The sequence below is a fragment of the Pseudomonas sp. NPDC077451 genome (assembly GCF_044543345.1).
Taxonomy (GTDB): Bacteria; Pseudomonadota; Gammaproteobacteria; order Pseudomonadales; family Pseudomonadaceae; genus Stutzerimonas.
Genome location: NZ_JBITVX010000014.1, coordinates 14,094 through 40,494, shown reverse-complemented (window position 1 = coordinate 40,494; position 26,401 = coordinate 14,094). Strand labels below are relative to the sequence as shown.

Annotated in this window: 27 protein-coding genes; 15 read left to right on the top strand and 12 right to left on the bottom strand. The window is 60.9% G+C overall.

Annotation, left to right across the window (positions count from 1 at the left end):
• Nucleotides 1–37: 37 nt before the first annotated feature.
• Nucleotides 38–958, bottom strand: a complete 921-nt coding sequence (locus ACIGHL_RS18660) for a LysR family transcriptional regulator (RefSeq protein ID WP_128119938.1) — start codon at nucleotides 956–958, stop codon at nucleotides 38–40.
• A gap of 341 nt (nucleotides 959–1,299) precedes the next feature.
• Here ACIGHL_RS18660 and ACIGHL_RS18655 point away from each other — a divergent pair, with 341 nt between their 5' ends.
• Nucleotides 1,300–1,494, top strand: a complete 195-nt coding sequence (locus tag ACIGHL_RS18655) for a hypothetical protein (RefSeq protein ID WP_128119937.1) — start codon at nucleotides 1,300–1,302, stop codon at nucleotides 1,492–1,494.
• A gap of 147 nt (nucleotides 1,495–1,641) precedes the next feature.
• Here ACIGHL_RS18655 and ACIGHL_RS18650 read toward each other — a convergent pair whose 3' ends face one another.
• Nucleotides 1,642–2,010: a PH domain-containing protein gene (locus ACIGHL_RS18650; protein WP_127840525.1), complete on the bottom strand. Its 369-nt coding sequence runs from the start codon at nucleotides 2,008–2,010 to the stop codon at nucleotides 1,642–1,644.
• 138 nt (nucleotides 2,011–2,148) lie between these two features.
• Between ACIGHL_RS18650 and ACIGHL_RS18645 the strand changes: the two genes are divergently transcribed.
• The 4 genes from ACIGHL_RS18645 to ACIGHL_RS18630 all read left to right on the top strand — a co-directional run bounded on the left by ACIGHL_RS18645 (nucleotide 2,149) and on the right by ACIGHL_RS18630 (nucleotide 7,054).
• Nucleotides 2,149–4,281, top strand: coding sequence for a TonB-dependent siderophore receptor (locus ACIGHL_RS18645; RefSeq protein WP_128119936.1), 2,133 nt, complete (start codon nucleotides 2,149–2,151; stop codon nucleotides 4,279–4,281).
• 59 nt (nucleotides 4,282–4,340) lie between these two features.
• On the top strand, nucleotides 4,341–5,066 hold the full coding sequence (locus tag ACIGHL_RS18640) for a DUF4198 domain-containing protein (protein WP_216707030.1): 726 nt from the start codon (nucleotides 4,341–4,343) through the stop codon (nucleotides 5,064–5,066).
• 468 nt (nucleotides 5,067–5,534) lie between these two features.
• On the top strand, nucleotides 5,535–6,659 hold the full coding sequence (locus ACIGHL_RS18635) for an alkene reductase (RefSeq protein ID WP_128119935.1): 1,125 nt from the start codon (nucleotides 5,535–5,537) through the stop codon (nucleotides 6,657–6,659).
• An 89-nt stretch (nucleotides 6,660–6,748) separates the two neighbouring features.
• On the top strand, nucleotides 6,749–7,054 hold the full coding sequence (locus ACIGHL_RS18630) for an ArsR/SmtB family transcription factor (RefSeq protein WP_128119934.1): 306 nt from the start codon (nucleotides 6,749–6,751) through the stop codon (nucleotides 7,052–7,054).
• Between the two features lie 106 nt (nucleotides 7,055–7,160).
• Here ACIGHL_RS18630 and rutF read toward each other — a convergent pair whose 3' ends face one another.
• The 6 genes from rutF to rutA form a co-directional block, all read right to left on the bottom strand.
• Nucleotides 7,161–7,688, bottom strand: coding sequence for an NADH-dependent FMN reductase RutF (gene rutF / locus ACIGHL_RS18625; protein ID WP_128119933.1), 528 nt, complete (start codon nucleotides 7,686–7,688; stop codon nucleotides 7,161–7,163).
• 13 nt (nucleotides 7,689–7,701) lie between these two features.
• The gene (locus tag ACIGHL_RS18620; RefSeq protein ID WP_128119932.1) at nucleotides 7,702–8,292 is read right to left on the bottom strand and encodes a malonic semialdehyde reductase; all 591 of its coding nucleotides are present in this window, start codon (nucleotides 8,290–8,292) and stop codon (nucleotides 7,702–7,704) included.
• Between the two features lie 12 nt (nucleotides 8,293–8,304).
• Nucleotides 8,305–9,099, bottom strand: a complete 795-nt coding sequence (gene rutD, locus ACIGHL_RS18615) for a pyrimidine utilization protein D (protein ID WP_128119931.1) — start codon at nucleotides 9,097–9,099, stop codon at nucleotides 8,305–8,307.
• 32 nt (nucleotides 9,100–9,131) lie between these two features.
• Nucleotides 9,132–9,518 (bottom strand): pyrimidine utilization protein C, encoded by a 387-nt coding sequence (gene rutC / locus ACIGHL_RS18610; protein WP_128119930.1) that lies wholly within the window; start codon nucleotides 9,516–9,518, stop codon nucleotides 9,132–9,134.
• Between the two features lie 61 nt (nucleotides 9,519–9,579).
• Nucleotides 9,580–10,326 carry a pyrimidine utilization protein B gene (gene rutB / locus ACIGHL_RS18605; RefSeq protein ID WP_128119929.1) on the bottom strand — a complete coding sequence of 249 codons (747 nt, stop codon included), beginning with the start codon at nucleotides 10,324–10,326 and terminating at the stop codon, nucleotides 9,580–9,582.
• Complete coding sequence (gene rutA, locus ACIGHL_RS18600; RefSeq protein WP_128119928.1) at nucleotides 10,326–11,414, bottom strand: pyrimidine utilization protein A; 1,089 nt, start codon at nucleotides 11,412–11,414, stop codon at nucleotides 10,326–10,328. The genes rutB and rutA overlap by 1 nt, the downstream gene beginning before the upstream one ends.
• Before the next feature lie 295 nt (nucleotides 11,415–11,709).
• Between rutA and rutR the strand changes: the two genes are divergently transcribed.
• Nucleotides 11,710–12,423 carry an HTH-type transcriptional regulator RutR gene (gene rutR, locus ACIGHL_RS18595; protein ID WP_128119973.1) on the top strand — a complete coding sequence of 238 codons (714 nt, stop codon included), beginning with the start codon at nucleotides 11,710–11,712 and terminating at the stop codon, nucleotides 12,421–12,423.
• Between the two features lie 494 nt (nucleotides 12,424–12,917).
• On the opposite strand, the gene ACIGHL_RS18590 is transcribed toward rutR, so the two are convergent.
• The gene (locus tag ACIGHL_RS18590) at nucleotides 12,918–13,553 is read right to left on the bottom strand and encodes a hypothetical protein (protein ID WP_128119927.1); all 636 of its coding nucleotides are present in this window, start codon (nucleotides 13,551–13,553) and stop codon (nucleotides 12,918–12,920) included.
• A 208-nt stretch (nucleotides 13,554–13,761) separates the two neighbouring features.
• Between ACIGHL_RS18590 and ACIGHL_RS18585 the strand changes: the two genes are divergently transcribed.
• The 9 genes from ACIGHL_RS18585 to ACIGHL_RS18545 all read left to right on the top strand — a co-directional run bounded on the left by ACIGHL_RS18585 (nucleotide 13,762) and on the right by ACIGHL_RS18545 (nucleotide 22,528).
• The gene (locus ACIGHL_RS18585) at nucleotides 13,762–14,100 is read left to right on the top strand and encodes a phage antirepressor N-terminal domain-containing protein (RefSeq protein WP_128119926.1); all 339 of its coding nucleotides are present in this window, start codon (nucleotides 13,762–13,764) and stop codon (nucleotides 14,098–14,100) included.
• 182 nt (nucleotides 14,101–14,282) lie between these two features.
• Nucleotides 14,283–14,852, top strand: a complete 570-nt coding sequence (locus ACIGHL_RS18580; protein WP_128119925.1) for a hypothetical protein — start codon at nucleotides 14,283–14,285, stop codon at nucleotides 14,850–14,852.
• Nucleotides 14,852–15,565 (top strand): YajG family lipoprotein, encoded by a 714-nt coding sequence (locus ACIGHL_RS18575; RefSeq protein WP_128119924.1) that lies wholly within the window; start codon nucleotides 14,852–14,854, stop codon nucleotides 15,563–15,565. The genes ACIGHL_RS18580 and ACIGHL_RS18575 overlap by 1 nt, the downstream gene beginning before the upstream one ends.
• 778 nt (nucleotides 15,566–16,343) lie before the next feature.
• Nucleotides 16,344–17,354 (top strand): isopenicillin N synthase family dioxygenase, encoded by a 1,011-nt coding sequence (locus ACIGHL_RS18570; protein ID WP_128119923.1) that lies wholly within the window; start codon nucleotides 16,344–16,346, stop codon nucleotides 17,352–17,354.
• Nucleotides 17,351–17,737: a VOC family protein gene (locus ACIGHL_RS18565; protein WP_128119922.1), complete on the top strand. Its 387-nt coding sequence runs from the start codon at nucleotides 17,351–17,353 to the stop codon at nucleotides 17,735–17,737. Before ACIGHL_RS18570 ends, ACIGHL_RS18565 begins: the two co-directional genes overlap by 4 nt.
• Before the next feature lie 25 nt (nucleotides 17,738–17,762).
• Nucleotides 17,763–18,869 (top strand): BMP family ABC transporter substrate-binding protein, encoded by a 1,107-nt coding sequence (locus tag ACIGHL_RS18560; protein ID WP_128119921.1) that lies wholly within the window; start codon nucleotides 17,763–17,765, stop codon nucleotides 18,867–18,869.
• Nucleotides 18,866–20,473, top strand: coding sequence for an ABC transporter ATP-binding protein (locus ACIGHL_RS18555; protein ID WP_128119920.1), 1,608 nt, complete (start codon nucleotides 18,866–18,868; stop codon nucleotides 20,471–20,473). The genes ACIGHL_RS18560 and ACIGHL_RS18555 overlap by 4 nt, the downstream gene beginning before the upstream one ends.
• Nucleotides 20,466–21,602, top strand: coding sequence for an ABC transporter permease (locus tag ACIGHL_RS18550; RefSeq protein WP_181689981.1), 1,137 nt, complete (start codon nucleotides 20,466–20,468; stop codon nucleotides 21,600–21,602). The genes ACIGHL_RS18555 and ACIGHL_RS18550 overlap by 8 nt, the downstream gene beginning before the upstream one ends.
• Nucleotides 21,602–22,528, top strand: coding sequence for an ABC transporter permease (locus ACIGHL_RS18545; RefSeq protein WP_128119919.1), 927 nt, complete (start codon nucleotides 21,602–21,604; stop codon nucleotides 22,526–22,528). Before ACIGHL_RS18550 ends, ACIGHL_RS18545 begins: the two co-directional genes overlap by 1 nt.
• Nucleotides 22,529–22,597: 69 nt before the next feature.
• On the opposite strand, the gene codA is transcribed toward ACIGHL_RS18545, so the two are convergent.
• From codA to codB, 3 genes are read right to left on the bottom strand one after another with little or no spacing between them, the layout of a single operon-like run.
• Nucleotides 22,598–23,833, bottom strand: a complete 1,236-nt coding sequence (gene codA, locus ACIGHL_RS18540; RefSeq protein ID WP_128119918.1) for a cytosine deaminase — start codon at nucleotides 23,831–23,833, stop codon at nucleotides 22,598–22,600.
• A complete protein-coding gene (locus ACIGHL_RS18535; protein ID WP_128119917.1) occupies nucleotides 23,830–25,068 on the bottom strand; it encodes a PucR family transcriptional regulator in 1,239 nt (412 codons plus the stop codon). The genes codA and ACIGHL_RS18535 overlap by 4 nt, the downstream gene beginning before the upstream one ends.
• Nucleotides 25,065–26,348 carry a cytosine permease gene (gene codB / locus ACIGHL_RS18530; protein ID WP_128119916.1) on the bottom strand — a complete coding sequence of 428 codons (1,284 nt, stop codon included), beginning with the start codon at nucleotides 26,346–26,348 and terminating at the stop codon, nucleotides 25,065–25,067. The genes ACIGHL_RS18535 and codB overlap by 4 nt, the downstream gene beginning before the upstream one ends.
• Nucleotides 26,349–26,401 lie beyond the last annotated feature (53 nt).

Below are 26,401 nucleotides of genomic sequence, written 5' to 3'. Positions count from 1 at the left end.
GTGGACAAGGCGTTGCCATTGCCCACCCTGCGGTGCGTCAACTCGGGTTCTTAAGGCTGTACATGCGGCATTCGGCCAGGAGCGCGAGCAGGTTGGGATCGCGCTCCTTGGCCTTCAGAAACACCACGCCGATGTGCTGTTGCAGGTGATACCGCGCCTGCAACGGCACCAGCTTGACCCGCGCCTCATAGACCATCCCCACCCGACCGGGCAATAGCGCATAGCCCACCCCCGAATTGACCATGCTCATCAAGGTGAAGATGTCGTTGACCTGCATCGCCACCTTCGGCTCGAAGCCTGCCTGCTGGAATACCCGATTGCCGTCCTGGTGCGTCGCGAAGCCTTGCGTCAGAGTTATGAAAGTGGCGTCGCGCAGATCGCTCAAGTCGACTTCCGCCTGTTGCGCGAACGCCGAATCAGCCGGCGCGGCGAGAAAGATGTCGTCGGCAAACAGGGGCAGCTGTGCACAGTCCGGGTCGTGGCTGACGCTGTCGTTGAGCGACACAAGGATCGCGTCCAGCTCCATGTTCTTCAGTTTGTAGAACAGGTCCACGTTAGAGCCTAGGATCAGGTCGATGTTGAGTTCGCTACGGCGCAGCTTCAGCCCCATGATCAGCTGCGGGACGGTTTTCACCGTCAGCGAATACAGGGCCCCGAGCTTGAATCGCTCGGCCGAGAACCCTGCGGCCTCGCGCGTTTGGCGAACGGTCTCAAGCACATCCTGCACCAGCTTCTGCGCTTTCTCTTCCAGTACATAAGCGCTCTCCAGTGGAATCAGGTTGCGCCCCTCGTGCTTGAACAGCGGGCAGCGCAGGGCGCTCTCCAGCGAGTGGATGGCGCGGTGCACGCTGACATTGCTGGTGTTCAGCTCGGCGGCCGCTTTGCTCAGATTGCCGCTGCGCATGAAGGCCAGAAACACCTCCAGCTTTTTCAGCGTGAGTTCTTCATCGATCTGCATGGCGTGTGCTCAAGGGCGGGCTACCAATTATGCCGAAAGGCCGGGCCTGCTCGTGTACCGCTGGCGAAGACACGGGCTGTGGTCTGGTCATTGTCCTGACTCCATTTCTGTGACCTGCAGCACAGACGGGCAGACTTGCACATCGCAAGGGTACAGATTGCGAATCGTGCATCTTGCAACAGTTACTGGAGCCTGTTGGTTCCGTAAGTATTTGATATGTAAACGAAAGATTGCTTTTCAATGTTGGCACGCAGGATGCTGCAGTTGCGTGTCGCCAACAGGCGTAGCAAAACAATTCGAACGCACGGCTGAGTGGGCGCGCAGCCTAGGATATGGAAAGCATGGATAACAGACTGAACGGCAAAACCGAAATATGGGCCGATGGCTATTCATTCATGGAAATGAGCGAGACATTGCTGGTCGCGTTAGGTATTCGCTCTGAAGAACCTAAACCTTCGGATTTATCTTCCCGCCCTGTCGAGGCAGTCTCTTCGACGGCTGAAAAAGCCTGCTCTGGTGTGGAGGTCGACCGGTAACGACACCGGTTCATTGCGGCAGCCAATCCTAATTGCTCGCTACCTATGCTAGCGAGTCAGGGCTGGTGTGGGCGTCGTTGCCGGACTACGCGCAACGACTTGAGCCCCCTGCAGGTACTGCGCTGTTCGCTGCCGCTGCCCCTCAGTTCAGAGTAGATGTTTGGATATGTGCTTCGATATCTCGACGATCGAGGTCTTGCCTGTGAACTCGAACTTCACCTTCCCAAGCGACGAGAAATAGACCTCCAGCTCCGAGTCCAGATCGAAAGTCCCCGATGTCTCCACCGAATAAGCAACGATGTTGTTGTAGGGCAGGGAAGTGAAATCCTTCTTGCTGCCGGTGATGCCCTGCACGTTGACCGCGATGATCCGCTTGTTGGTAAACACCACGCCGTCACGCATGGACTTGTAGGAATCGACTACCTGCTCGTCGTCCAACAGCAACGACCGGACCCGCTCGGCGTACTCATCGTTCTGCTTTAGCTTGAAGAAACCCTTGTTGTCGAAATCGATCATCGCTGCGTTCCTCGTTATGGATCGTTGTCGCCGCATGCTGCCCTAGCCGAACGCGGCTTGCCAGCTAGCCTGCGGCCTTGACAGCAACAGACAGCTTCCGCTCAAATGTTACGGTATAACATTTGATCGGAAGCGGGCATGAACAGCAGTAGCGTTGCAGCAAGAATTTTGGCAATAGCCGCCGCGGCAGGTTTGGGCAGCATGTCAGCTTTTGCACAAGAGTCAGACAGCGCTGTTCTCGAAGACGTGGTCGTCACGGCAGATCGCGAACAAGTCGAAGCAGAGGGCTACCGGACTCGGCGTTCAGCAAGCGCCACCAAGACCGATTCTCCGCTGGAGGAGGTTCCCCAAGCGGTCAGCGTCATCCCTGCTACGGTCCTGGAAGATCTGGACAGCCCGCGTATCGAAAAGGCCTTGGACTATGCGGGTGGCGTGGCGCGGCAGAATGACTTCGGCGGCCTGACCATGTACGAATACAGCATCCGTGGCCTGACCACCTCGGAGTTCTACAAGGACGGATTCAGCGTCAACCGCGGCTATATGAACCCGCAGGACCCATCCAATGTCGAGCGCATCGACGTGCTCAAAGGCCCGGCCTCCAGCCTGTATGGCCGCGGCGACCCAGGCGGCACCATCAACATCGTCAGCAAGCGGCCACAGAATGATCAGTTCGCGCGCCTGGACCTGAGCGCCGGCCGTTGGGACCGCTACCGCAGCAGCCTGGACGTCAACACGCCCCTGGATGACGAAGGCACGATGCTCTACCGCATGAATCTCGCGGTAGAGGACAACAACAGCTTCCGTGATTACCGTTCCAGTGAACGGCAGTTCTTTGCGCCGGCGTTCAGCTGGGAATTGACGCCGCAGACGCGCCTGCTGGTGCAGGCTGAAGTCATCCGCAGCAGCCAGGTATTCGACCGCGGTGTGGTTGCGCCGAACGACCACCTTGGCAGCGTCTCGCGTTCCGACTTTTTCGGTGAGCCCCGTGACGGCGAAATCGACAACAACAACGAAAGCCTGCAGGCCGAAATCGAGCATGATCTGAATGCCAGCTGGACGGTCAGATTGGCCAGCCACTACAAGCAGGGTCGACTAAGCGGCGGCGCTACGGAGGCGAGCCGCCTTCTCGCTGACGGGCGCACGCTCAACCGCGAGTACCGCTACCGCGATTACGATTGGCAGGACAGCATCACCCAGCTGGAGCTGCGTGGCCTGGTCTATACCGGCGACATCGAACACAGCCTGCTGATCGGCACCGAGTACGAGCGGTATGCCAAGGCCGAAGCGGTGCTGCGCACCCCTCCGTTATCACAGATAGACATCTACGAGCCGGTCTATGGGCAACCACGGCTACCGTTCAGCGTAGGTCCGGACGGGCGCAGCACCGATCGTCACGAGTTGGTCCATTCCCGCTCGCTGAACCTGCAGGACCAGATGCGCTTCAGCGAAAAGCTGTTCGGCGTTATCGGTGCGCGCTACGACCATTACGAGCATCGCCTGGACAACGAAGTTAAGGTAACCGACAAGCGCACCGAACAGACCCACGAAAAGATCACGCCGCGCATCGGCGCGCTCTACCAGTTCACGCCTGAGGTCGCCGTGTTCGCCAACGCCTCGCAGTCTTTCAAGCCCAACACGGGCGCGCCACGGCCAGGTACTGGCACCTCATTCGATCCGGAGGAAGGCGTCGGTTACGAAGCCGGCTTCAAGTTCGACCTGCTCGACAGCCGTCTGGGCATGACCATCGCTGCGTTTCACCTGACCAAAGAAAACGTGCTCACCGCCGATCCGGTCGACTCGACCTATCAGATCGCAGCGGGCGAAGTGCGCAGCCGCGGTATCGATTTGCAGCTGACCGGGCAACTGACCGACGAGGTTCGGCTGATCGGCGCCTACGCCTATGTCGATGCCGAAGTCATCGAGGACAACACCCTGGCGCGCGGCAGCCATCTGCCCAACGTGCCCGAACACAGCGGCAGCCTGCTGGGCGTCTACGAGTTCCTCGACGGAGGCTTGCGAGGCCTCGAACTCGGCGGTGGCGTCAACTACGTCGGTGATCGTTCCGGCAATGTCGCGGACAGCGGCTTCGAACTGCCGGGTTACACTACAGTTGACCTGCTGGCGCGCTACAAGGCCACGCAACACCTGACCCTTGGCGTGAACCTGAATAATGCGTTCGACCGCACTTACTACGAGCGCTCCTACAGTAATGTCTGGGTGATGCCGGGCGAACCGCGCAATCTCAGTCTGAGCCTGTCGCTGAATCTATAACCCCGACCCGGCTCGCTTCCCCGAGTCGGCGTCACAAGGCCCATCCGTAAGGAAAAACAATGAACAGGCAACACGCGAAAATCGCCGGCGCACTATTGGCCGCTATGCTGGCCGGACAAGTATCAGCCCACGGCATCTGGACCGCGGAGCGGCGCGGGAACATCGAAGTGATCTACGGTGACGGTGCTGAAGACAACGCCTATGACCCCAAGAAAATCTCTGGTGGCTGGGCAAGCGACCAGCAGGGTAAAAATGTTCCGGTCACTATCGAAAAGCTCGAGGACCATGCGCGGCTCAAACCGCAGAAGTCGCCCGCCGTGCTCAGTGTCGCCTTGGACAATGGCTACTGGACCCAGGCCCCGGACAAGAAATGGCTCAATGTCGGTGAAACCCAGGTGCCCGACGCGCAGGATTCCGGGCGCTACTACAAGTACACCCTGGCAGTGCTGGAAGAGGGTGCAAAGCTGCCTCCGCTGGACGAGCTGAAGTTGGTTATCGTGCCCCAACAGGACCCTATGTCGGTTGAAGCTGGCGAGGAATTGGAAGTCCAGGTATTGGTTGATGGCAAACCGGCGGCCAACGTCGAGCTCGTTGCCGACTTCGTGAACGCACCCGACGAAGTCGCCACGAAAACCGACGCCGAGGGTAAGGCGAAGATCACCGTACGCAACCACGGCCTCAACGTCATCGCAGCCACCGCCACCGTCCCGAGCGATGATCCGGATGCGCGGGTGCGTGGCATGTTCTCCTCGCTGAGTTTCGTCGGCGAAAAGCACGAGCACTGATCGCGACTGTTTGGCCACGCGGCTCGGTTGCTGTCTACGGACCAACCGAGCCGTTACGCGAGGGAAGAGCAGGACAGGCTAGCTAGCCTGCTTGCAGAAAAGGTTATGGACAGCTGTGTTTGGCATCGACCAGGTCTGACCGCCCATGGGTCCGGTAAAAGCGCTACGAGACAGGCTTATATCAGGGGCACCATACCGGGGCCGCTGAGCTTGTGAACGGTGGACGGTTTGTACCGGTATGCCGCACCAGTCCTGCAATCCTGTGCTCCATCAATCATCGGCACACGATGGCATAATCCGCAGCGGATAATCTAGATATTGACATTTATCGATATGACCACCAATATCGCCGACCTGGTGCAGCTACCGACTTCAGACTCAACCGAGCGGGGCGGTACGGTTCACCTATAAAGCGGGGCAAGCCTCGCCATCTTATATCTATAAATTACGATATCTAAATCTAACATTATGAATCATCAAGCACTCTTCACACCGACGACCCTTGGCCCCTTTCCCCTGCGCAATCGCATCGTATTACCGCCGCTGACGCGCTCGCGCAGCTCGCAGCCGGGCAATATCCCCAACGAATTGATGGCCGCTTATTATCGGCAACGAGCCGGAGCCGGTTTCATGGTGACCGAAGGCACCCAGATCGAACCCCGTGGCCAGGGCTACGCATGGACGCCCGGCATCTATAGCCCGGAGCAGATCGAAGGTTGGAAGGCGATCAGCCAGGCAGTTCATGCTCAAGGCGGCGTGATCTTTGCGCAGCTTTGGCACGTCGGTCGCGTGTCCCACACCTCGCTGCAGCCGGGTGGAGCCGACCCGGTCGCGCCGTCTGCAATCCCTGCGCGCAACGTCAAAGTCTTCATCGAGACCGGGCCGGGAGAGGGCATGCTGGCGGACCCATCGACTCCGAGGGAACTAACCAATGCCGAGGTCAAAGAACTGGTTCAGCTCTATGCCCAGGCTGCGCGCAACGCGATGGAAGCGGGCTTTGACGGCATCGAGATTCACTGCGCCAACGGCTATCTGGTCAATCAGTTCATCTCGGCTCACACCAATACCCGAACTGACGAATACGGTGGTTCCCTGCACAACCGCCTGCGCTTTCTACGCGAAATTGTTCAGGCTATCGCCGATGCCATCGGCGCCGATCGGATGGGCGTTCGCTTTGCGCCGTTGTTTGCTAGCACGGACGAGGAGCGCGTTTATCTCGGCCTTGTCGAAGATGATCCGCAGGAAACCTACGTCGAGGCGGTCAAGTGTTTGGAGGAAGCCGGCGTGGCCTACCTGTCCCTGGCAGAAGCCGACTGGGACAGCGCGCCTGAGCTGCCTGACAGCTTCCGCAAGGCGGTCCGTGCAGCATTCAGCGGAAAGATCATCTACGCCGGCAGGTACACCCCCGAGCGCGCCGCGGCGGCAATCGAAGCCGGCTGGGCGGACCTCATTGCGTTCGGCCGTCCGTTCATCGCCAACCCCGACCTGCCCGCGCGCATCGCCAATGGCTGGCCGATGAACACGCTGGACCCGAATAGCATGTACGGCGGCACTGACAAGGGTTACACCGACTACCCGGCGCACCCGGCCTGAGCGACTGCTGCGTGTCCGCCATCACCGGGCACGCAGCCATTCGGACCGAAGTATCGTAAGATCGCGAAAACCCACTACCCGCGGCGAATATGAACATAGACGTCAGTGAAGCGCTGAAGGCGTTGGACAACCCCACCCGCCTGGCCATCCTTACCCTGCTGAAGGACCCGAAGACCAACTTCCCGGAGCAGGAAGCCGATCCCGAGCAGCTGGGCGTCTGCGTCAGCATCATCCAGGAGCGCGTCGGGCTGTCCCAATCGACCGTCTCAAACTACCTCGCCGCGCTCCAACGCGCACAGCTGGTGACCTCGCAACGCATCGGCCCCTGGACCTACTACAAGCGAAACGAGCAGAAGATCGCCATGCTGCTCGAGGCGCTTGGGGAAGCCATCTGAGAGGTTAAGGACTAAGGTGCGTTGGTTTACGGCGTGGCTGGCGCATCCAAAAACGTCATTCCGCACACGCCCGCCTGAGTTCACGCGTCTTAACGAATGCTGAAACTCAAATCGCGGCGCACACCCCGTGGTAATCACGATCGAAGTAAACCAGTCCGTCCGCCCTGTCGCGGCGTCGAAGAGCTAGCACCTCGCAGCAGAGGATGTCGTGGGTACCAACGCTGTTGATCTGGCTGATACGACAGTCGAAGGACGCAGCGGCATCATCGAGTACGGGCGCGCCAGTGGCCCAGGTCGACCAACCGGCTGCCGCGAAGCGTTCGGCCATGGGTGTCTTCCCGCCAAACAGGTTCGACAGTGCCTGCTGATCGCAACTGAGCGTATTGATGCAAAGAATACCGTTGCCGATCACGGCTGGGTGGGCTGAAGCGCTGCGATTCAGGCACACCAGCAAGGTAGGCGGTTCGTCGGTGACGCTGCACACCGCAGTAGCGGTAAAGCCTGCGCGGCCACAGGGGCCATCAGTGGTGACCACGTTAACCGCGGCGGCCAGACGTGCCATGGCGTCGCGGTAGTCCTGCTTCAATACCGGTGGGGTGAGGTTGGTTGCGCATTCGAGTTGAGCCAGTTGCATGGTCGGTTCTCCATCAGGCAAGGACGCAAGCCCGTTCAAAGGGAAGACGCGGCAGGCGGTCGCGCAACGCGCTCGTGTCGCCATGGCCAAGGTTGATCAAGAGATTGGATTTCCAGCTCGTCCCGCTGAAAAAGGCTTCGTCCAGCATCTTCGCATCGAAGCCGGACATCGGACCGCAGTCGAGGCCTAGGGCGCGTGCGGCGAGGATCAGATAGCCGGCCTGCATGGAGCTGTTGCGAAGGGCGTTTTCGGTAATCAGCGCCGGCTGGCCGGCATACCAGCTGCGCGCGTCGGCGAAGGGGAAGAGCTCGGGCAGGGTGTCCGGGAAGTCCTCGTCATAAGCGACGATGACCGTGACCGGTGCGCTCATGGTCTTTTCCAGATTGCCTTTGGACAAACAGGGCGCAAGCTTTTGCTTGCCCTCTGGCGTGCGTACGAAGACGAAGCGTCCCGGGCAGCTGTTGACTGCGGTCGGGCCAAGGCTGACCTGCGCGTAGAGTTTCTCCAACAGCGCATCCGGCACTGGCCGGTCCAGCCAGGTGCTGTGGGTGCGCCCCTCGCTGAACAGCGCGGCGAGGGCCTGCGAATCGATGGGTGTGGACATAGGTTCGTTTCCTCAGGCTGCCGCGGCCCGGCATCGCTCGGCCAGGTAGCCCAGCAGGATTTGATTGAAGGGTTCGCTATCGCTGACGCTTGACGCATGGCCGCCGTATTCCAGCAGTTGCAGCCGCGCATTGGGCATAACGTCTGCCATGTGCTGCGAGCGATTCCAGGGCACCAGCATGTCGTCGCGGTTGGCGATCAGCAGGGTTGGCGTCCTGATGGAGGCAAGCTCGGCTTCGATATCGAAGGCCAGCAGTGCACCGATCCGTCGCAGCAAATTTGCGGTTGGCGGGAAGTGCGCTAGGGCATGGGCATCGTCGCGGGCGAGCTTTTCGCTGTTGGCGGCGATCCAGTCCGGCGGGTAGAGGAAAAGCGATTGCGCCTGCACATAGGCGGCCGGGCCGCTATCACGCAGCAAGTTCTGCCGCACCGCGAAACAGCGCGCGCTGTGCGGGTTCGGGCTACTCCAGGCGTTAACCAGCACCTGGCTCTGCAGCATTTGCGGGCGCAAGAGCGCCAGCTGCAGGCCTACCAATCCGCCCAGCGCATGGCCGACGAAATGACACTGGCGAATCCGCAGGCTGTCGAGCAGTTCCAGCAGTTCGACCGCCATGGACTCTATGGAATAGCCATCCGGCAGATGTGCCGGGCTCTTGCTGGTGCCCAACTGGTCGTAGATCAGCACACGGTACTGTTGCGTGAGGACCGGCAGCTGCGGCGACCAGAACGCCCCGGCGCCGCCGAGGCCAGAACTCATCACCAGTGTCGGGGCGTCGGCTTCGAGGCGACCGTGGATTTCGTAATGCATGTGCATCCCTCCGCGAGGATCAGGTGACGCCGCTATTTCCCGACGTGCGCGATGCTGGCGATCTCGATCAGCGCGTCAGGCTTCACCAGACCGCACTGGATGCAGTAACGCGCGGGCTTCTCGCCGGGGAAGTACTCGGCATACACCTCATTGACCTTCGCGTAGTTGGCCCAGTCGGTGAGCATGATCATGTTGAAGGTGACGTCGTCCATGCTGCCGCCAGCGGCCTCGACCACACCCTTGATGGTTTCCAGCACGTGGCGGGTCTGCGCAGCGGCGTCGCCGACGTGGACCACGTTGTTGTCCTTGTCGAAGGGCAGGGTACCGGAAACGTAGACCACGCCATCGGCCATAGAGCCGGGGACGTAGGGCGCGAGCGGTTTGCCGGAGCCGGCGGGGATGATGGATTGCTTGGGCATGTCGTTGATTCCTTGCAAGGCGATGTCTGGGGCCGCAGCGATGCGGCACTGTCGTTATGAATCAAGAAGCAGTGGCGGTAGCTTCGACCTGGGCGAAGGTGCTGCAGAAATCGTCCACGCCGGAGACCCAGCCAAAGAACGTCTCGATGTTGTACAGCGCTGCCTGCTGGGCGAACTCCGGCCCGGCCTGGTGGGTAGCGTCGGCCAGTACCACACCGAAATACTCCAGGTGAAAGCCGTCGCGCAGGGTCGATTCCACGCACACGTTGGTAGCGATGCCGGTGAACACCAGATTGCGAATCCCGCGGGCGCGCAGGGTGCTATCGAGGTGCGAATTGAAAAAGCCGCTGTAACGGGGCTTGGGCACCACGATGTCGCCGGGCTGCGGCGTGAGTTCATCCACCAACTGATAGTCCCAGCCGCCCTTCGCCAGCAGAGTGCCGCCCAGCTCGGGTCGCTTTCGCATGGTCTTCAGGGCATTGGACTTGTGCCAATTGGGCGAACCCGGACCGCCGGCCTCAACGTACTGAGCGTCCCAGCCGTTCTGCAGGAAGACCACCTGAATACCCGCTGCACGTGCCGCGGCCAACGCCTGCAGGATCTTCTCGATCACCGGCCCGGTGCTCGACACATCGAAGCCGGCCAGGTCCAGATACCCGCCCTTTGTGGAGTAGGCGTTCTGCATATCCACCACGATCAGCGCCGTCTCGCTGGCCCTCATTGCCAGCGGCTCCGGACGCGCCGGCAGTTTCACGATGTCGCCGGCGGGCTTCAGTCCGTAGCCTGAAAAGTGCTCCGCGGCGTTCATCAGGCGGACTCCTTCAGCGGCTCGATGTGACGACGGCTCAGCATCAACGGCTGGATCTTCTGACCGAATGCCTCGATACCCTCTAAGAAATCATCGAAGGTCAGCATCACGCCCTGCATGCCTGGCACCGTGGCGATTTCGTCGAGCATCCTGGCGACGTTGGCGTAGGAGCCGACCAGCGTGCCCATGTTGATGTTCACGGCTGAGGTCGGGTCCGCCATCTGCCGGATGTTGGTGTCGCTGCCGGAGGTTTTGTCCGCCGCGCCCTGTTCGCCCAGCCAGGCGATGGCTTCCTGATCGACGCCGGCCTTGTAGTGCTCCCACTTGGCGCGGGCGGCTTCGTCGGTCTCATCGGCGATAACCATGAACAGCACACAGGATGTGACGCTGCGGCCCGTCTTCTCGGTGGCCTTGAGCAACCGCTCCGTGGCAGGCGCGAAGGCGGTCGGCGTGTTCACGCCCTTGCCGAAGCAGAAGTTGTAATCGGCGTATTGCGCCGAGAACGCCATGCCGGCATCCGAAGATCCGGCGCAGATGATCTTCATGTCCGCCTGGGGTTTGGGACTGACGCGGCAGTCTTCCATCTGGAAGTGCTCGCCCTTGAAATCGCTGCGTCCGGTTTCCCAGAGGTCGCGCAACACCTGCGCATATTCACCGAGGTACTGGTAACGCGTACCGAAGAACTCATCGCCCGGCCACATGCCCATCTGGCTGTACTCGGGTTTCTGCCAGCCGGTCACCAGATTCACACCGAAGCGGCCATTGGAAATCGAGTCGATGGTCGAGGCCATGCGGGCAACGATGGCCGGCGGCAGGGTAAGGGTGGCGGCGGTGGCGAACAGCTGGATCTTGCTGGTGACAGCCGCCAGCCCTGCCATCAGCGTGAAGGACTCCAGGTTGTGCTCCCAGAACTCCGTCTTACCTCCAAAGCCGCGCAGCTTGATCATCGACAACGCGAAATCGAAACCGTAGCCCTCCGCCTTTTGCACGATGGCCTTGTTGAGTTCGAAGGTCGGCATGTACTGCGGCGCGTTTTCGGAAATGAGCCAGCCGTTGTTGCCGATCGGAATGAAAACACCAACATCCATAGGAAGCACCTCTGTACGCAATGGCTAGAAAGCGCTGCTCGAGCGTGTCGGGCAGGGACAGGGGTGCAATTGCATGATGCAGGCCAGATTCGGATTTACGTTTGCTATCAAGCGTTTGCAGATAAACCACTGAAAACGGTGGACCAAATGGTCCGAATCGGAGCACTTGGTTTGTGCGTGGCACTGGTCCGACGCTCAAAAACTGAGCAACGATGCGGTCGACCGTCGCCATTCGTGCGCGCATGCAGCGACGCGCGCTACAGTAGCGGCCCGTTTGAGCCCGACCGGTAGCGCTGTGATAGACCAGACCCCCGTTCCACCCCGCCGACGCCTAACCGCCAGCAAGACTGCCAAAGTCAAAACCACCGCCGCGCGCGAACCCAGCGCCAGCGCAGTCGACCGCCGCACGCGCATGATCGAAAGCAAGCGGACCAGCATCATCGATGCAGCCCTTGGCCTCTTTTCCCGCTTCGGCTTGTACGGCACCAGCCTTGATCAGATTGCCACCCAAGCAGACGTCTCCAAAACCAACCTGCTGTACTACTTCGGCAGCAAGGAAGAGTTGTACGTCAGCGTGCTGCGTCAGTTGCTCGAGGTCTGGCTACGGCCGTTGCAGGCGTTCTCCGCCGAACAGGACCCGGTCGAGGCGATCAAGGACTACCTGCGCGCCAAGCTTGAACTCTCGCGGGACCATCCCGCCGAGTCGCGGCTGTTCTGCATGGAGATCATGCAGGGCGCGCCGCTGATGCTGAGCGAGTTGGAACAGCCTTTGCGAGAGCTGGTGGAGAACAAGGTCGCGGTGATCCAGGCCTGGATCGATGCCGGCAAGCTAGCGCCGGTCGAGCCGCACCACTTGATCTTCTCGCTCTGGGCCACCACCCAGCACTACGCCGACTTCCGCGTGCAAGTCGAAGCCGTCGCCGGGCGCACGCTGGATGACCCGGCATTCTTCGAAGAAGCGCTGCAGAGCCTGCAGTCCCTGATACTCGACGGGGTTCGACCGCGCTGACGGCTGGAACCTTCCGATCGAGTTTAACAAGGAGGCTATTGCGACCTGCTGACCAACAACCCAGGCCTGTCTCTGGAGATTGAACAGTTCAGCGGGGATCGCACGCGTTTTTTTTCGCGAGCACGTTGGCCGCTTAACAGAGCACTTCGAGGCTGATCTAAAGCTTCGCGTGGTAGCGCCAGGATCTCAGGCTTCGATCAAGGAGCACTTGACGAAAGTCTGGGAGCAGACAGGCCACAAGCCAAAGGAGCTGGAGATGCCTCCGGCTCCAGACGGGATGGACTATCTGGTGGGGCTTTACGGGACTGCAAGCGCACTTCAGACCCGCTTAGCTAATGCGAGATGGAGGCATGGTCGAGGCTCACCTGGCAAACGCTAGAGCCGGGCGAGGTGTGGTGCCTGATGCGGCTTGATGATGCGCATGGCCGGGTGACTCGGGGCTAACCGCAGCGCTTGAGGTGATGCGGTCGAAGTGAGGCGCTATTAGCGTGAACCTATGCGGCACCAAACCCTTTGTACATGGCGGCCTCAGCCTCTTGGTAGTCTGGAAAGCGATCTAGGCTCGTGTGGATGGCCGTGCCGTCCAGCTCCAGCTTGATTAAGTTGATGTCGCCGCCAATGTAAACGCGAGCGCTCGCCGGTTCTTTGTCCTGAAGGTTTCTCTGGGCCAGCATCAACTGAGCGATAGTTCGCTGGCTGTCTTCGGTTTCGGGCCCGGCTGTTGGCTTCATTTGAAGGCCGTATTCCATTCGGCGCGGCTCAAAATCATAGAACGAGCTGTAGGAGTAACCATGCATTCTCCCGTCGTCACCCACTCCGATCTGGTAGATGCTGCTGGACACTTCGTGCCCATCGATTTCTCCAAAGTCTCTGCCGTAGAGCTCGCAAAGACCCTGCTGGGTATGGAAATTCAGGTGGTCAAGACTCCGAACCAGCATCATCTCGTTGACGCGCCGGAACCAGGCGCTCGCGAGCCCGGCAAGTCCCGTTCCCGCGACAATTGTCTTTAGGTGTGGAAGCAAGAATGCCTTGGTCGTGAACTGGCGAGGCGAGCCATCTAGATTTACGGCCAAGGTGTCCGTGGCTACGATGGCCTGCTCTGGGCTGAGTAAGATGATTATCGATGACATGGGCCGCTCCCTAGCAAAAGCCTACACGCTATCACCGCGCCACTATTGCCGGAACTGGAATGCGTACAGGGCACCGTGGCACAGTATTGGTCGGCGTTAGGCGAAATTGTGTGCGAGGTATGGCGGGGAGCATCGGCGCGGCGCTTAGCAGTCTTGAGCGCGGCCGGATGCAGCCACAAGAATATATCGGCGTTAAGGCGGTGGCAGCATGAGCGGCCTAATCAACGTTCCGTTCCATGGCGCCAATCTCTACCTGGTTGAGCATCAGGGGCAGCCATTCGTGCCAATGAAGCCAGTAGTGGAGGGGATCGGCCTTGATTGGGGTGGGCAGTTTAAGCGGATGAGCAACAATGCTGACCGCTGGGGTGTGGTGCTTATGGAGATACCCTCCGAAGGCGGGCCTCAGATGACCACTTGCCTTCCGCTTCGAAAGCTTGCCGGGTGGATGGCTACAGTTCAGGCAGGCCGGATCAAAAGCGAGCGAGTTCGAGACAAGGTGGTTGAATACCAGGCTGGACAAGGCGAAGCACAGCAGCAAGCAAGTTGAGAGCTTCGTTTACAACGCTTCCGGAGTCGCGCGACTGCGCGAGCTGTTAGCAGACAAAAAAGCCGCATAGCACGTAGCACCCATCAGAACCCAGCCTAGCGCTGAGTTTCTTTGATGGCCATCTGATACATTGGCCCTTTCTCAGGGGAGGGGCAGGGATGCGAGCAATTGCAGTAGTTGCGTTGGCACTGTTGATGGTGGGGTGCAGTAATAAATCAGTGGTCCAAAAGTGGGCCAACTCAGAGCCCGCGATGGCTTCGCATTCTGGCCCCGTATGCTTTCTGCCTGCCGAGCTGCCAGACGGCGTTGAATCAACGTTCCTCGGTAGGGCCGTTGCCAACCAGCAGTGGTATGGCGACTACACGGCAGTTAACGCCGCCTTGGCCGATGTGGCTCGAAGTGTTGGCGCAGACGTAATCACCGAGAAGCGGCAAAAAAAGAAATTTGGGTTCTTCGCCTGGGCGCGTCCGCAGGTTTGGGGCTTTGCGCGCCGCCTAGATGACCCCGCCGCGATCGACTGCGTGGCGCTTGGCGGCGGGATTGACCCTGGCAATGGCGTGCCGCTGACAGCGCGGAAGATTGAGAGGGCAGAGCCTGAGCCAGAATTGACGCAAATCGATGCGCTGGAACAGCGAGTTCCAACCGGAAGCGAGTACGACGAATGCATGGCTCGAGTCATGCGGATATCGGACGCCGCGCTTCGAGTCGAGTCGATGGCGATCTGTGATGGCGCTGCCCGGGAGCTGAACTAATGAAGCTGATTCAAGCTGTTTTTGTCGCCGCGGTCCTGCTCCAGTTGACCGGATGCGCAATCGGCCAGCGGATAGATTATCGCCAAGCCGTACCGGCGCTAAACCTATCTACAGATGCTGAGGTTGCGGTCTCCGTTGTGGACCAGAGGCCCTACGTGACGGCCCAACGCAAAAACCCGAACTATGTCGGGACGCTGAGAGGGCTCTATTACAATCCTTGGAACGTGACTACGCTGAGCGGCAGTCCGCTCGCGATGGATATACAGACCGCGATCGTCACTGGGCTGGAGCGCAGTGGTGTAACTGCCACACGCCATCCTTCCGGCTCCCAAAGAGCTGAGAAGCGCGGAGAAAGGTTGCTCGTTGTTAGGCTTGTTGAGTGGAAGAGCGACGGTTACATGCGCAATCGATTCGACTACGACCTAGCTGCATCCGTCTACGATGATCAAGGCGCTCTCCTGGGTGAAAGCCAGGCCAAATGGAGCGGGCCGATAAACAATTTCTTCATTGCCGGGGGCGATGCACTGCGCGCCGTTCTGGCCGATGGAGAGATCAAGGCGGCTCTATCTAGCCGAGTCACAAGGACGCAGGCGCTCGCGCAGCCACTGGGTCAGCCTGGCTCAAGCTATGACCAGTGCATGGCCAGAGTGCTTCGAATCTCCGACCCCAAGCTACGCCTTCAGGCCTCGACTGCTTGCGATGGCGCGAACTAGGGGGCTTGTATGGCTAAACACTACGGAGCTAAGGATTAGTCGGCGGCTGCATTTCTCGGTCTAACAATAGCTGCGTTGGGTATTTGGCTTAGCGATGACTCTGGCAGCAGCGAGAAGATGTTTGCTGACGAAAGTTACGCATGGGTCATGGCTGGCAACTTCGTTGAGCGCGATTGAAGAGTCCTGCGACAGCAAAGTTCGGCCACAAGCCAGACGGTTACAGCTACATGGGAGACTGCAGGCACTCAATAGTCGGCTCAGTGGATTCTCAGAATTCCCTAGGGGCGATGGTCCGGTCGCAGTTTAGCTTGACCATGATTTACCTCCGAAACGAAGACAGGTGGAAGGCTGAAGGCTGAAGGCCTGCTACTTCACTAACCCGCCAAAGAATAAATGAACCGCCTCCGGGCGGTTTTTTTATGCCTGGAGAAAAGTAATGACCGAAACAGCACGGCTGGTAATTGCGGTCGATAGCACTCAGGTCACTGGTGTGGGGAAGCATTGATGGCATGCCCTCAACTGTGCCGCTCTTCGTGCCTGGCGCACAAACCAAGTGCTCCGAAGTAGACCAACCGATCTGCTTCTGTCGTTTAAAAAAGCTAAACAACTGATTCATAAGCGAATGTGTTTAGTGGCACACTTTCTGCCTTCTCCTCGCTGTCGGTCCCGCATGCGTGCAACCGGGACGACAGGCCCGCTGCGGCCATCATTCAGAAAAGCGCTGAGCCATCGGCGACGCGCTCAGGTTTCAGCCTTGCGTCAGAGGAGTGCGTCATCCATGACTCTGCAATACGTTCCCATCATCGACCTGGCGCCATACTTCTCCGGCGCGCCGGAGGGCAAGGCTCAGGTTGCCAAGGCTGTCGACCAGGCCTGTCGCGATATCGGTTTTCTGGTTATCACCAACCATCAGATCCCTACTGAACTGATCCAGCGCGTGTCGCAGGTGACGCGGCAGTTCTTTGCTTTGCCGCTGCCGGAAAAGCGCAAAGTCGACCGGCCCAGCCCCGACATGGTGCGCGGCTACAGCGCCGTGGCCGAAGAGAGCCTGTCGTACTCTTTGGAAGAGGCGGCGCCGGGCGACCTGAAGGAGTCCTTCTCCATCGGGCCCAGCGATGTGCCGGATGAGGACTACTACCGTTGCGCCGCAGCCGGCCCGCATTTCGCGCCGAACGTCTGGCCCACCGGCATCGAAGGCTTCGAGCAGACCTATCGCGAATACTTCGCTGCCATGAGCGAGCTGTCGCAGTCGCTGATGCGCATCTTCGCCCTGGCACTGGAGCTGCCGGAAATCTTCTTCGACGACAAGATCGACAAGCACATCAGCATGTTCCGCAGCCTCAGCTATCCGGACGTGAAGGGCGCGGTCGAACCCGGACAGTTGCGCGCCAGTGCCCACACCGATTACGGCAGCCTGACCATCGTCAAGCCGGACAACGCGCTGGGCGGCCTGCAGGCTCGCAACCGCCAGGGCGAATGGGTGGACGTGCCCTACGTGGAGAACGGCTTCGCCGTGAACATCGGCGACCTGATGATGCAGTGGACCAACGATCAGTGGATTTCCACGCTGCATCGGGTGGTCAACCCGCCTGAGGACAGCCCGGCCGACAACGGGCGACAGTCACTGGTGTTCTTCCACCAGCCCAACTACGACGCGCTGATCGAGTGCCTGCCGGGATGCCTGGCCGAGGGCGAAGCGCCGCGTCACGCGCCGGTCACCTCCGGCGACAACCTGCTCTCCAAGTTCGTCAAGCAGACCACCTTCGGCAAAGGCCTGGAGGTCGCATGACTACGCTTTCCTACGTCAACGTCTTCGCCCGCGACATCGAAGCCCTGAGCGGCTTCTACCGCGAGCTGTTCGGCTTCCGGAACATTCCCGAAATCGCCTCGCCGATCTTTCGCGGGCTGGATACCGGCAAGAGCTGCATCGGCTTCAACGCGCCCGAAGCCTATCAACTGCTGCATCTGGACGAATTCGCCGACACCCGCGGCTGCAAGTTCCTGCTCAACATCGACGTCGATTCAAAGGCCGACGTTGACCGCTTGGTGCCCATCGCCCGCGACATGGGCGCGACGCTGATCAAGGCGCCCTACGAAACCTACTACCACTGGTACCAGGCCGTGCTGCTGGACCCCGAGAAAAACGTGTTCCGCATCAACTACATGCTTTGACGATCCCACCATCAGGAAATCAAAAATGCTGAATAAGTTCATGAAACGGACCTTGTGTGCGGCGGTGGCTCTCGGCCTGACGGCCACGGCGGGCGTCGCCTCGGCGCAGGAAGGGGAGGGGCTGACCCTCGACAAACCAGCAAAGATCGCGATGCTCTACATCAGCCCGCGCAACGACGGGGGCTGGACCCAGGCCTTCGACGAGGCAAGGCAAAAGCTCGAAGCCGAGCTGGACACCAAGATCCAGTACGTCGAAAGCGTGCCGGAGAACGCCTCATCCATTCGTCCGGCGGTTGACAGGCTGGTCCAGCGCGGCGCCAACGTCATCATCGGCACCGCCTTCGGCTACTCGGACACTTTCAAGGAACTGGCCGAGAAGTACCCGAACGTGGCCTTCCTCAACGGCTCGGGCACCACCAACAGCGACAACCTCGAATCCTTCTATGGGCGCACCTACGAAAGCCAATACCTGTGCGGCATGGCAGCGGGCGCGGCGTCGAAGACCGGCAAGCTCGGCTTCGTCGCGGCCAATCCCTTCGGTCAGGTGAACTGGACGGTCAATGCCTTTGCCCTCGGTGCCCAGCAGATCAACCCGGACGCCACCGTGACCGTCGTGTACACCGGCGCGTGGAACGACCCGGTCAAGGAACGCGCCGCCGCCATGGCACTGATCGATGCCGGCGCCGATGTGCTCGGCCAACACGTCGACAGCCCAACGCCGCAGATCGTCGCCCAGGAACGCGGTGTGTATGGCACCGGCCACCATCGCGACATGAGCGAGTTTGCGCCGGATGCCACCGTCTGCTCTTCGGTTTGGGTGTGGGACAAGTTCCTCGCACCGGAGCTGAAAAAGATCAGCGCGGGCAACTGGACGCCACCTGAGAACGGCGCGCTGCTGTCCATGGCTGAAGGCGGCACCGATGCTGCCTGCTGCGGCCCGGCGGTCTCGGATGCGGACAAGGCCAAGATCATGGCGGCTCGCGAAGAGCTGCTCAAAGGCGAGAAGAAGATCTACGCCGGCCCGATGGTTGATCGTGACGGCACCGAGCGCATCGCTGCCGGTGAGGTCATGCCAGACGATCAGCTGTGGCAGATGGATTGGTTCGTCGACGGAGTGATCACCCAGCAATGAGCAATTTCAACGCGCTCCAGCTTTGCGGGGTGAGCAAGTCGTTCGACGGCTTCATGGCCCTGTCCCAGGCGGATTTCACCGCCAAGTGGGGCGAAGTGCACGCGCTGCTCGGCGAGAACGGCGCGGGCAAATCCTCGCTGATGAACATCGCCGCCGGCCTCTACGCACCGGAAAGCGGATCGCTGCTGATCGACGACAACCCGGTGCGCTTGAGCGGCCCGCGGGATGCTGGTCGCTACCACATCGGCATGGTTCACCAGCATTTCAAGCTGGTGAAGCCTTTTACCGTGGCCGAGAACATCCAGCTGGGGCTCCCCGTGGGGCCCGGCAATCATGCTTTCGCGGGCAGCCACCGACAACGGCTGACAGCTTTGGAGCAGCGGATCAGCGACAAGGCGGCAGAGCTGGGTTTCAGCATCGACCCGCGCAAGACCACCGAGTCGCTGTCGGTGGCCGAGCAGCAGCGGGTGGAAATTCTCAAGGTGCTGCTGGCTGGCGCGCGGATCCTGATCCTCGACGAGCCGACCGCGGTACTTACCGATCAGGAAGCCGAGCGCCTGCTGGAAACCGTGCGCGCCTTTGCTCGCCAGGGCGCGTCGGTGATCCTGGTCACCCACAAGATGAGTGACGTGAAGCGCTTCGCCGACCGCGTCACCGTGATGCGCGGCGGGCGGACGATTCAAACCCTCGATCCACAAACGGTCTCGGTGCCGGAGCTGGTGCGCCTGACCGTGGGCGAGTCCGCACCGGCCAGCAAGTATCAGCCGGCGACACCGGGCGAGGTGCGGCTGCAGGTGCGTGATCTCAAATCGACCGGCGGGGGCGAGCATGGCGCACTCAATGGTGTGACGCTGAGCCTGCGGGCGGGCGAGATTTACGGGATCGCCGGTGTCGGCGGCAACGGCCAGAGCGAGTTGGCCAATGTGTTGATGGGCTTGCCTGAGCTCTGCGAAGGCACGTTGGAATTGACCGGTTTTGGCGATCTGCGCCGGGCCAGCTCCGAACAGCGCCGGGAGTTGCGCATTGCCTCGATTCCGGCCGACCGCTACGGCACGGCGCTGGCGGGCGAGCTGTCGGTGGCGGAGAACTTCGGTGTCGGGCAGATGCACAGCGGGCGCTATGGCTCGTTCTTCAATCTCCGGCGCAAGCGTCTGGAGGCCGACGCCGCCGAAGCTGTTGCTGGGTTTGACGTGCAGGGTGTGCGTTCGCTCAAGCAGAAGGCCGCGCTGCTGTCTGGCGGCAATGCGCAGAAGTTGGTGATTGCTCGCGAGTTCTCCCGTGACCCGCAACTGGTACTGGTGCACAGCCCAAGCCGCGGGCTGGACGTGCGCGCAACCGCGGCCGTGCATGCCCGGCTGCGTGCCGCCCGCGACGCTGGCGCAGCGGTGTTGGTGATCAGTGAAGACCTCGACGAAGTGCTGGCCCTGGCCGATCGCATCGGTGTGATGAGCGCCGGGCGAATCGTCGAGCAGTTCGACCGGCCCGCTGACCGCCAGGCCATTGGTAAGGCCATGGTCAGTCATGGAGAGCTGAGTCACGGAGCGCTCGGTCAGCCCGCGCCCGGTCGTGGCACGCCTAATCTGGAAGGGGTAAGCCATGAATGAACAGGTACGCCCAGTGATCCTGGAACAGGCCGCGCAAACGGCGAAGCGCTCCCATCAGCCGCTGCTGTCGCGGCGTTACGCGTTGGAAGTTCGCCAGCAACTGGCTTGGCACTGGCAGGCTGTGATCATCGGGCTCGCCCTGTTGCTGGGGCTGGCTATCTCCGCCGCGATTCTGGTCGCCGCCGGGGTGCCGGCCGGCGAGCTGCTCAACGAATTCGTCATCATGACGGTGTTCGATGCGCAGAGCCTGACCGCCGTCTTGTTCCAGGCCTCGCCGATGATCCTTGTCGGCCTGGCCGGCTGCATGGCGTTCCGCGCGAAATTCTGGAACCTCGGCCTTGAGGGCCAGATGATCTGGGGCGCCATCGGTGCCACGGCGATCTCCCTGTTCGAGGTCGGCCCGCAAACGCTGCGCCTGCCGCTGATGCTCGCAGCGGCGATCTTTTGCGGGCTGCTCTGGGCGCTGGCGCCGGTGTTGCTCAAGCTGCGGCTGAAGGTCAACGAGATCATCTCGACGCTGATGCTCAACTACCTGGCGATCAATTTCCTGCTGCACCTTTTGTACGGAAGCTGGAAGGACCCGAAAAGCTCGTTCCCTTATTCGCCACAATTCCAGCCGTTCGAGCGCCTGCCCGAGCTATTCGATGGCGTCAGCGCGGCAGTGCCGCTGGCGGTAGTCGTTGCGCTGCTGGCGCTGTGGTTTCTCGGCATTTCCCGCGCCGGGCTCTATCTGCGCTTCGTCGATGCCAACCCGCGTGTGGCGGGCGCGGTTGGCGTACCGGTGAAAAAGATGATCATCGGCACGGTGCTGATCTCCGGCGCCATGGCGGGCATCGCCGGGTTTCTGGTCACGGCAGGGCAGGAAGGGCGGCTGACCCAGTCGTTCTATCAGGGCTATGGCTTCTCCGGCATCCTCATTGCCTTCCTCGCACGTAACAACCCGGTCGCGGCGTTGGTCGTGGCGCTGTTGATGGCGATGCTGTTCGTCGCCGGGCGCAGCCTGCAGGTGTTCTACCAAATCCCATTTTCCATGGTGCAGCTGATCCAGGCGATCCTGGTGATCTGCGTTGCCTCCTCGGATTTCTTCATCCGCCACCGTATCCGCCGCGTTCAGGGAGGCGAAAGCTGATGGACATGATCGCCAACTGGCTTGGGAACACGCCGGACTTTGCCGTGCCTTTCGCCCTCGCGGCGCTGGGGCTGATCCTTACCGAGCGCGCTGGTGTGCTGGCCCTCGGTGCCGAGGGTCTGATGCTGGTCGGCGCGCTGGCTGGCATCGGTGCGCAGCTCGCTTACGGCAATCAAGGCATGTCGCTGCTGCTGGCGATGGGCGCGGCGGCCGTGGTGTCGCTGCTGTTCGCGCTGATGGTGCTGGTGCTGCGGATCAATCAGGTGATCGCAGGGTTGGCGCTGGTGTTCTTCTGTCAGGGGCTGACCGGGCTACTCGGCACGCTGTTGGACTGGACCAACAAGCCGGTCAAGGGGCTGGGCGCGGTCGAGCTGTGGCCGCTGTCGGAGCTGCCTTTGCTGGGAAAAGTCTTCGTGCAGAACCCACTGGTGTTCATGACGCCGTTGATCTTTCTTGCCGTGGTCTGGTTTCTCACCCGCACCACCACCGGCCTGCGGATGCGCGCGGTCGGGGAGAACCCGCAGGCTGCGGATGCAGCAGGTATTTCCGTGCTCGGTTATCGGCTGGCGGCGATTCTTGCCGGGTCCGCGCTGATCGGCTTGGCCGGCGGTTACATCTCGGTGCTCAGCACCAAGTTGTGGATTGCCGACATGACCGGTGGCCGCGGTTGGATTGCCGTGGCGCTGGTGATTTTTGCGCGCTGGTCGCCGTGGAAGGCGCTGGCCGGTGCGCTGCTGTTCGGCTGCATCGAGGCGTTGATTCCGCAACTCGCTGCCGCCGGGGTGCGCCTGCCGCAATACTTCGTGTTGATGACGCCTTACGCGGTGACCCTGGCAGTGATGATCTGGGTGGCCAGCGGCAAGCACGTGACAGGCAACCAACCCGGCGCGCTGGGGATACCCTTTATCCGGGAAGAGCGGCGCTAATGGAGCCGGAGGGTTCAACCCCTACGGCTCATGCCTTCACCACACCGGAGGCATAGCTGAAAGCAGACCTCAACAGCGCTCAACGCGTGCCGGGGTGCGCTGCATCAGCAGCTTGCCGTTGCGTATCGAGGCCAGGGCATGGCCCTGGGTGCGGATCATCTCGTAGTCGCTCGGTGCCGAGAGAATCAGCAGATTAGCCGGGCGACCTGCCTCGACGCCGTAGCGATCGCCGAGGTTCAAGGTCCGGGCGCTGTTGTCGGTGATCAAGTCGAGGCCTCGCTGCAGGTCTTCGTAACCAAGCATGTGGCAGATATGCAAACCGGCTTCGAGGATGCGCAGGATGTTGCCGTTGCCCAGCGGATACCAGGGATCGACAATCGAATCCTGGCCAAAGCAGATATTCATCCCGGCGCGATCGATCTCCGCCACGCGCGTCAGTCCACGCCGCTTGGGATAGCTGTCGAAGCGCCCTTGCAGGTGGATGCTTTCGGTCGGGCAGGAAATGAAATTGATCTTCGATTGCTTCAGCAACCGGAACAGCTTGGAGCAATAAGCGTTGTCGTAGGAGCCCATCGCGGTGGTATGGCTGGCGGTGACCCGCGTGCCCATTCCGCGAACGCGCGCTTCTTCGGCGAGCACTTCCAGGAAGCGCGACTGCGGGTCGTCCGTCTCGTCGCAGTGAACATCCACGAGCAGACCTTTGCGTTCAGCAAGGTCCATCAGGAATTTGATCGAACTGACGCCCTGTTCTCGGGTGTTTTCGAAGTGCGGAATTCCGCCAACCACGTCCGCGCCGATGGCGACGGCTTCCTCCATCAATGCACGGCCACCGGCAAAGGACTCGATACCTTCCTGCGGAAACGCGACGATCTGCAGGTCGATCAGATGGCGGGTTTCGTCACGAACTTCGACCATCGCCTTGAGCGCAGCGAGGGTCGGGTCGGTCACATCAACATGAGTGCGCACATGCTGGATGCCATGGTCGACCAGCATATCGATGGTTTTCTTCGCCCGTGCCTTGGTGTCCTCATGGGTGACCGTGGCCTTGCGTTCGGCCCAGCGCTCGATGCCCTCGAACAGTGTGCCGCTCATGTTCCAGGCGGGTTCGCCAGCCGTTAGGGTGGCATCAAGATGAATGTGTGGCTCGATGAAGGGCCCGGTAACCAGGTTGCCAGCGGCGTTCAGGTCGCCGCCTTCAGCGTCTGCGGTAGACGGCTGGGGTTTAATCGCCGCGATACGTTCGCCGACGAGCTCGACGCGAAACAGTCCTTCCTTCCCACGCAAGCGGGCGTTGACGATGTTCATGGGGTATTCCTGTTCGGTTGGGGAGAGGACAGTCGCCTGATCATCAAGGCGACGGCCACGTTCAGGCGGTCGTGTGGATCGTTAAAGGAGCAGCCGGTCAGCGCTTCGATGCGCTGCATGCGATAGCTGAGCGTGTTGCGATGCACAGCCAGCCGCTGGGCGGCGAGTGCGAGGTTGCCGTTTTCGTAGAACCAGGCTTCCAGCGTTGGCATCAGCACCGGTTCGTGGCGCGAATCGTCGCCGATCAGCGCACCGAGCACCTTGTCGACGAATCGGTCGAGCAGGCTGCGGTCCCGGATCGCACCGAGCAGCTCCAGCACACCGAGGTCGCTGAAGCAGCACAGGCCCAGACGCTCGGGGAACGATTGGGCTACCAGCAGAGCCTGGCGCGCTTCTCCGAGCCCGCTGGCAAGCTGCGCGGGGCCGTGACCGTTGGCGCTCACGCCTGCGTACAGCCGCAAGGGCGCTAGTGTGCTGTTGAGCTCGTCCAACGCCGCAGCCAGCACTTCACGATTGGGGGACGCATGGGCTGAGCGAGCCGGCAGTAGAGCAATCCAGTGCTCGCCCTGGCAGACCAGCGGCAAGGGTTCGCCAAGCTCGATGAGAATCTGCTCCAGCCGACGTTGCAGCAGTTGCCGAGACGCCTGCAGGCGGCGTTCAGCATCGTGCGGCGGCGCTTGGGTGAAGAGTTGTTCGCTGTCCTGCAGCTTTAGAAGGGCTACCTGACGCGGTGCTGTGAGCGGCATTTGCAGGCTATCCGCTCGCCGCAGGAGTCCTTCGAGTGATTGATAGTCGCCGTCGAGCATCTGTTGCAGAACATGCTCACGCGAGCGGCCGAGCATCTGTTCCTGGACCAGCGCCGTGCCAATCGACTGGCTGACGACCACCATCTTCAGCTGGTAGGGCTGTTCCAGCAGCGGTACGCCGAGCCGTTCTGCCTCGCTGACCACGGAATCCGGTATGGCGTGGATAAACTCCTCGCCGGTCAGTATCACCACACCAGCGGCGACCCGCTCCTGCGCTTCACGAATCAAGCGCAGCAGGTTGGCCTCGTCGCGTGGATGGTTGATGCCGGTGACGAAGACCAACTCACCACCCATAACCCAGTCGGCGATGCCTTCGTTCTCGGCTACGTACGTCCAGCGCACCGGATTGTCCACGCCGGCTGCGCCTGCACGCAGGCGCAGGCTTTCCAGCCCCGGAAGCGCGAGGACTGCCGACCCTGTCAGGCTCATGGTCGCGGTTGCGCCAACGTCACTTTTCGGCCCAGCGCCAAGCGCTGCAGTTCAAACAGCACAACGTAGGCCAGAGCGCCGACCAGGATCCCGACAATAGGCGCGACCCAGGGCGACAGATAGGCACTGAGCGCGCCGATAAAGTAGGCAGCGAGCCCGACCCAGTTGAACGCGGGCAGGCGAGCTTCGGCTAGCAAGGGGTAGCGGCCTCGGTGTGCATAGAAGAAGTCCGCCATGATCACACCGCCAATCGGGGGGATGCTCGAGCCGAGCAAAAGCAGAAAGGGAATCAGCATGTCGGACATGCCGCCAATCGCCAGCAGGGTGCCGATCGCCGCGCCGCCGAGAGTGACCAAACGCCGGCGCTCAGTACGCAGCAGGTTGCAGCCGGCCGCCGCGAAGTTATAGATGGTGTTGTCTTGAGTGGTCCAAAGGTTCAAGAACAGCATCACCACGGCGGCCATCGAAAGGCCCTGCAAGACAAGCACTTCAACGATATCCGCCTGTTGGTAGACGATCGCACCGTAGGCGCCCGCGATAATCATCAGGCCATTGCCCAGGAAAAAACCTATCAGGCTCGCCAAGACGGCTGTACGGCCATTACGTGCAAAGCGGGTCCAATTGGTTGCTTGGGTGGCACCGCTGACGAAGGTGCCGAACACCATCGTTATCGCCATGCTCAGGGTCATGCTTTCGCTGGGCTCGATGGCCATCAGTGCGTCCAGGCCTCCCACGTCCCGGGTCGCGATCCACAGCGAGCAGACCAGCAGCGCCAGCATGGCCGGCACCGCGAAACGCGAGAGCAGATCCAGGCCCTTGTAGCCGACAAAGGCGGTGATGCAAAAACCGAATCCGAACATCGTCATCAGCGGAATAGTCATGCTCTCGGGCAGATCAAGCAGCTTCACCAAAACCAGCGCGATGGTCGCTGTGCCCCAGGCGTACCAACCGACCTGCGTGAACCCGAGAATCACATCGGAAAGCTTGCTGCCAACTTCGCCAAAGCAGATTCGGCCCATCAGCACCGAGTTAAGCCCGCTACGGCATGCAATAAGGCCGAGCACGGCGGCATATAGGCCCAGCAACAAGTTGCCGATAACTGCCGCCCATAACAGTGTGGTGAAGTCGAACGCCATGCCAATGCGCCCGCCGGCAAACATGGTTGCGGTGAAGAACGTAAAACCGAACAGCATGATCGATGTTGAAAACAGTCCTTTGCGGGACGTCATCGGCACTTCGCTCAAGGGAAAATCGCTGTCGTCTCGGTGGGCGTGAGGCATGTCCATAACTCCACAGTTGAGTGAAGTAATACCCCTAGCAGCGGCCATGCCAG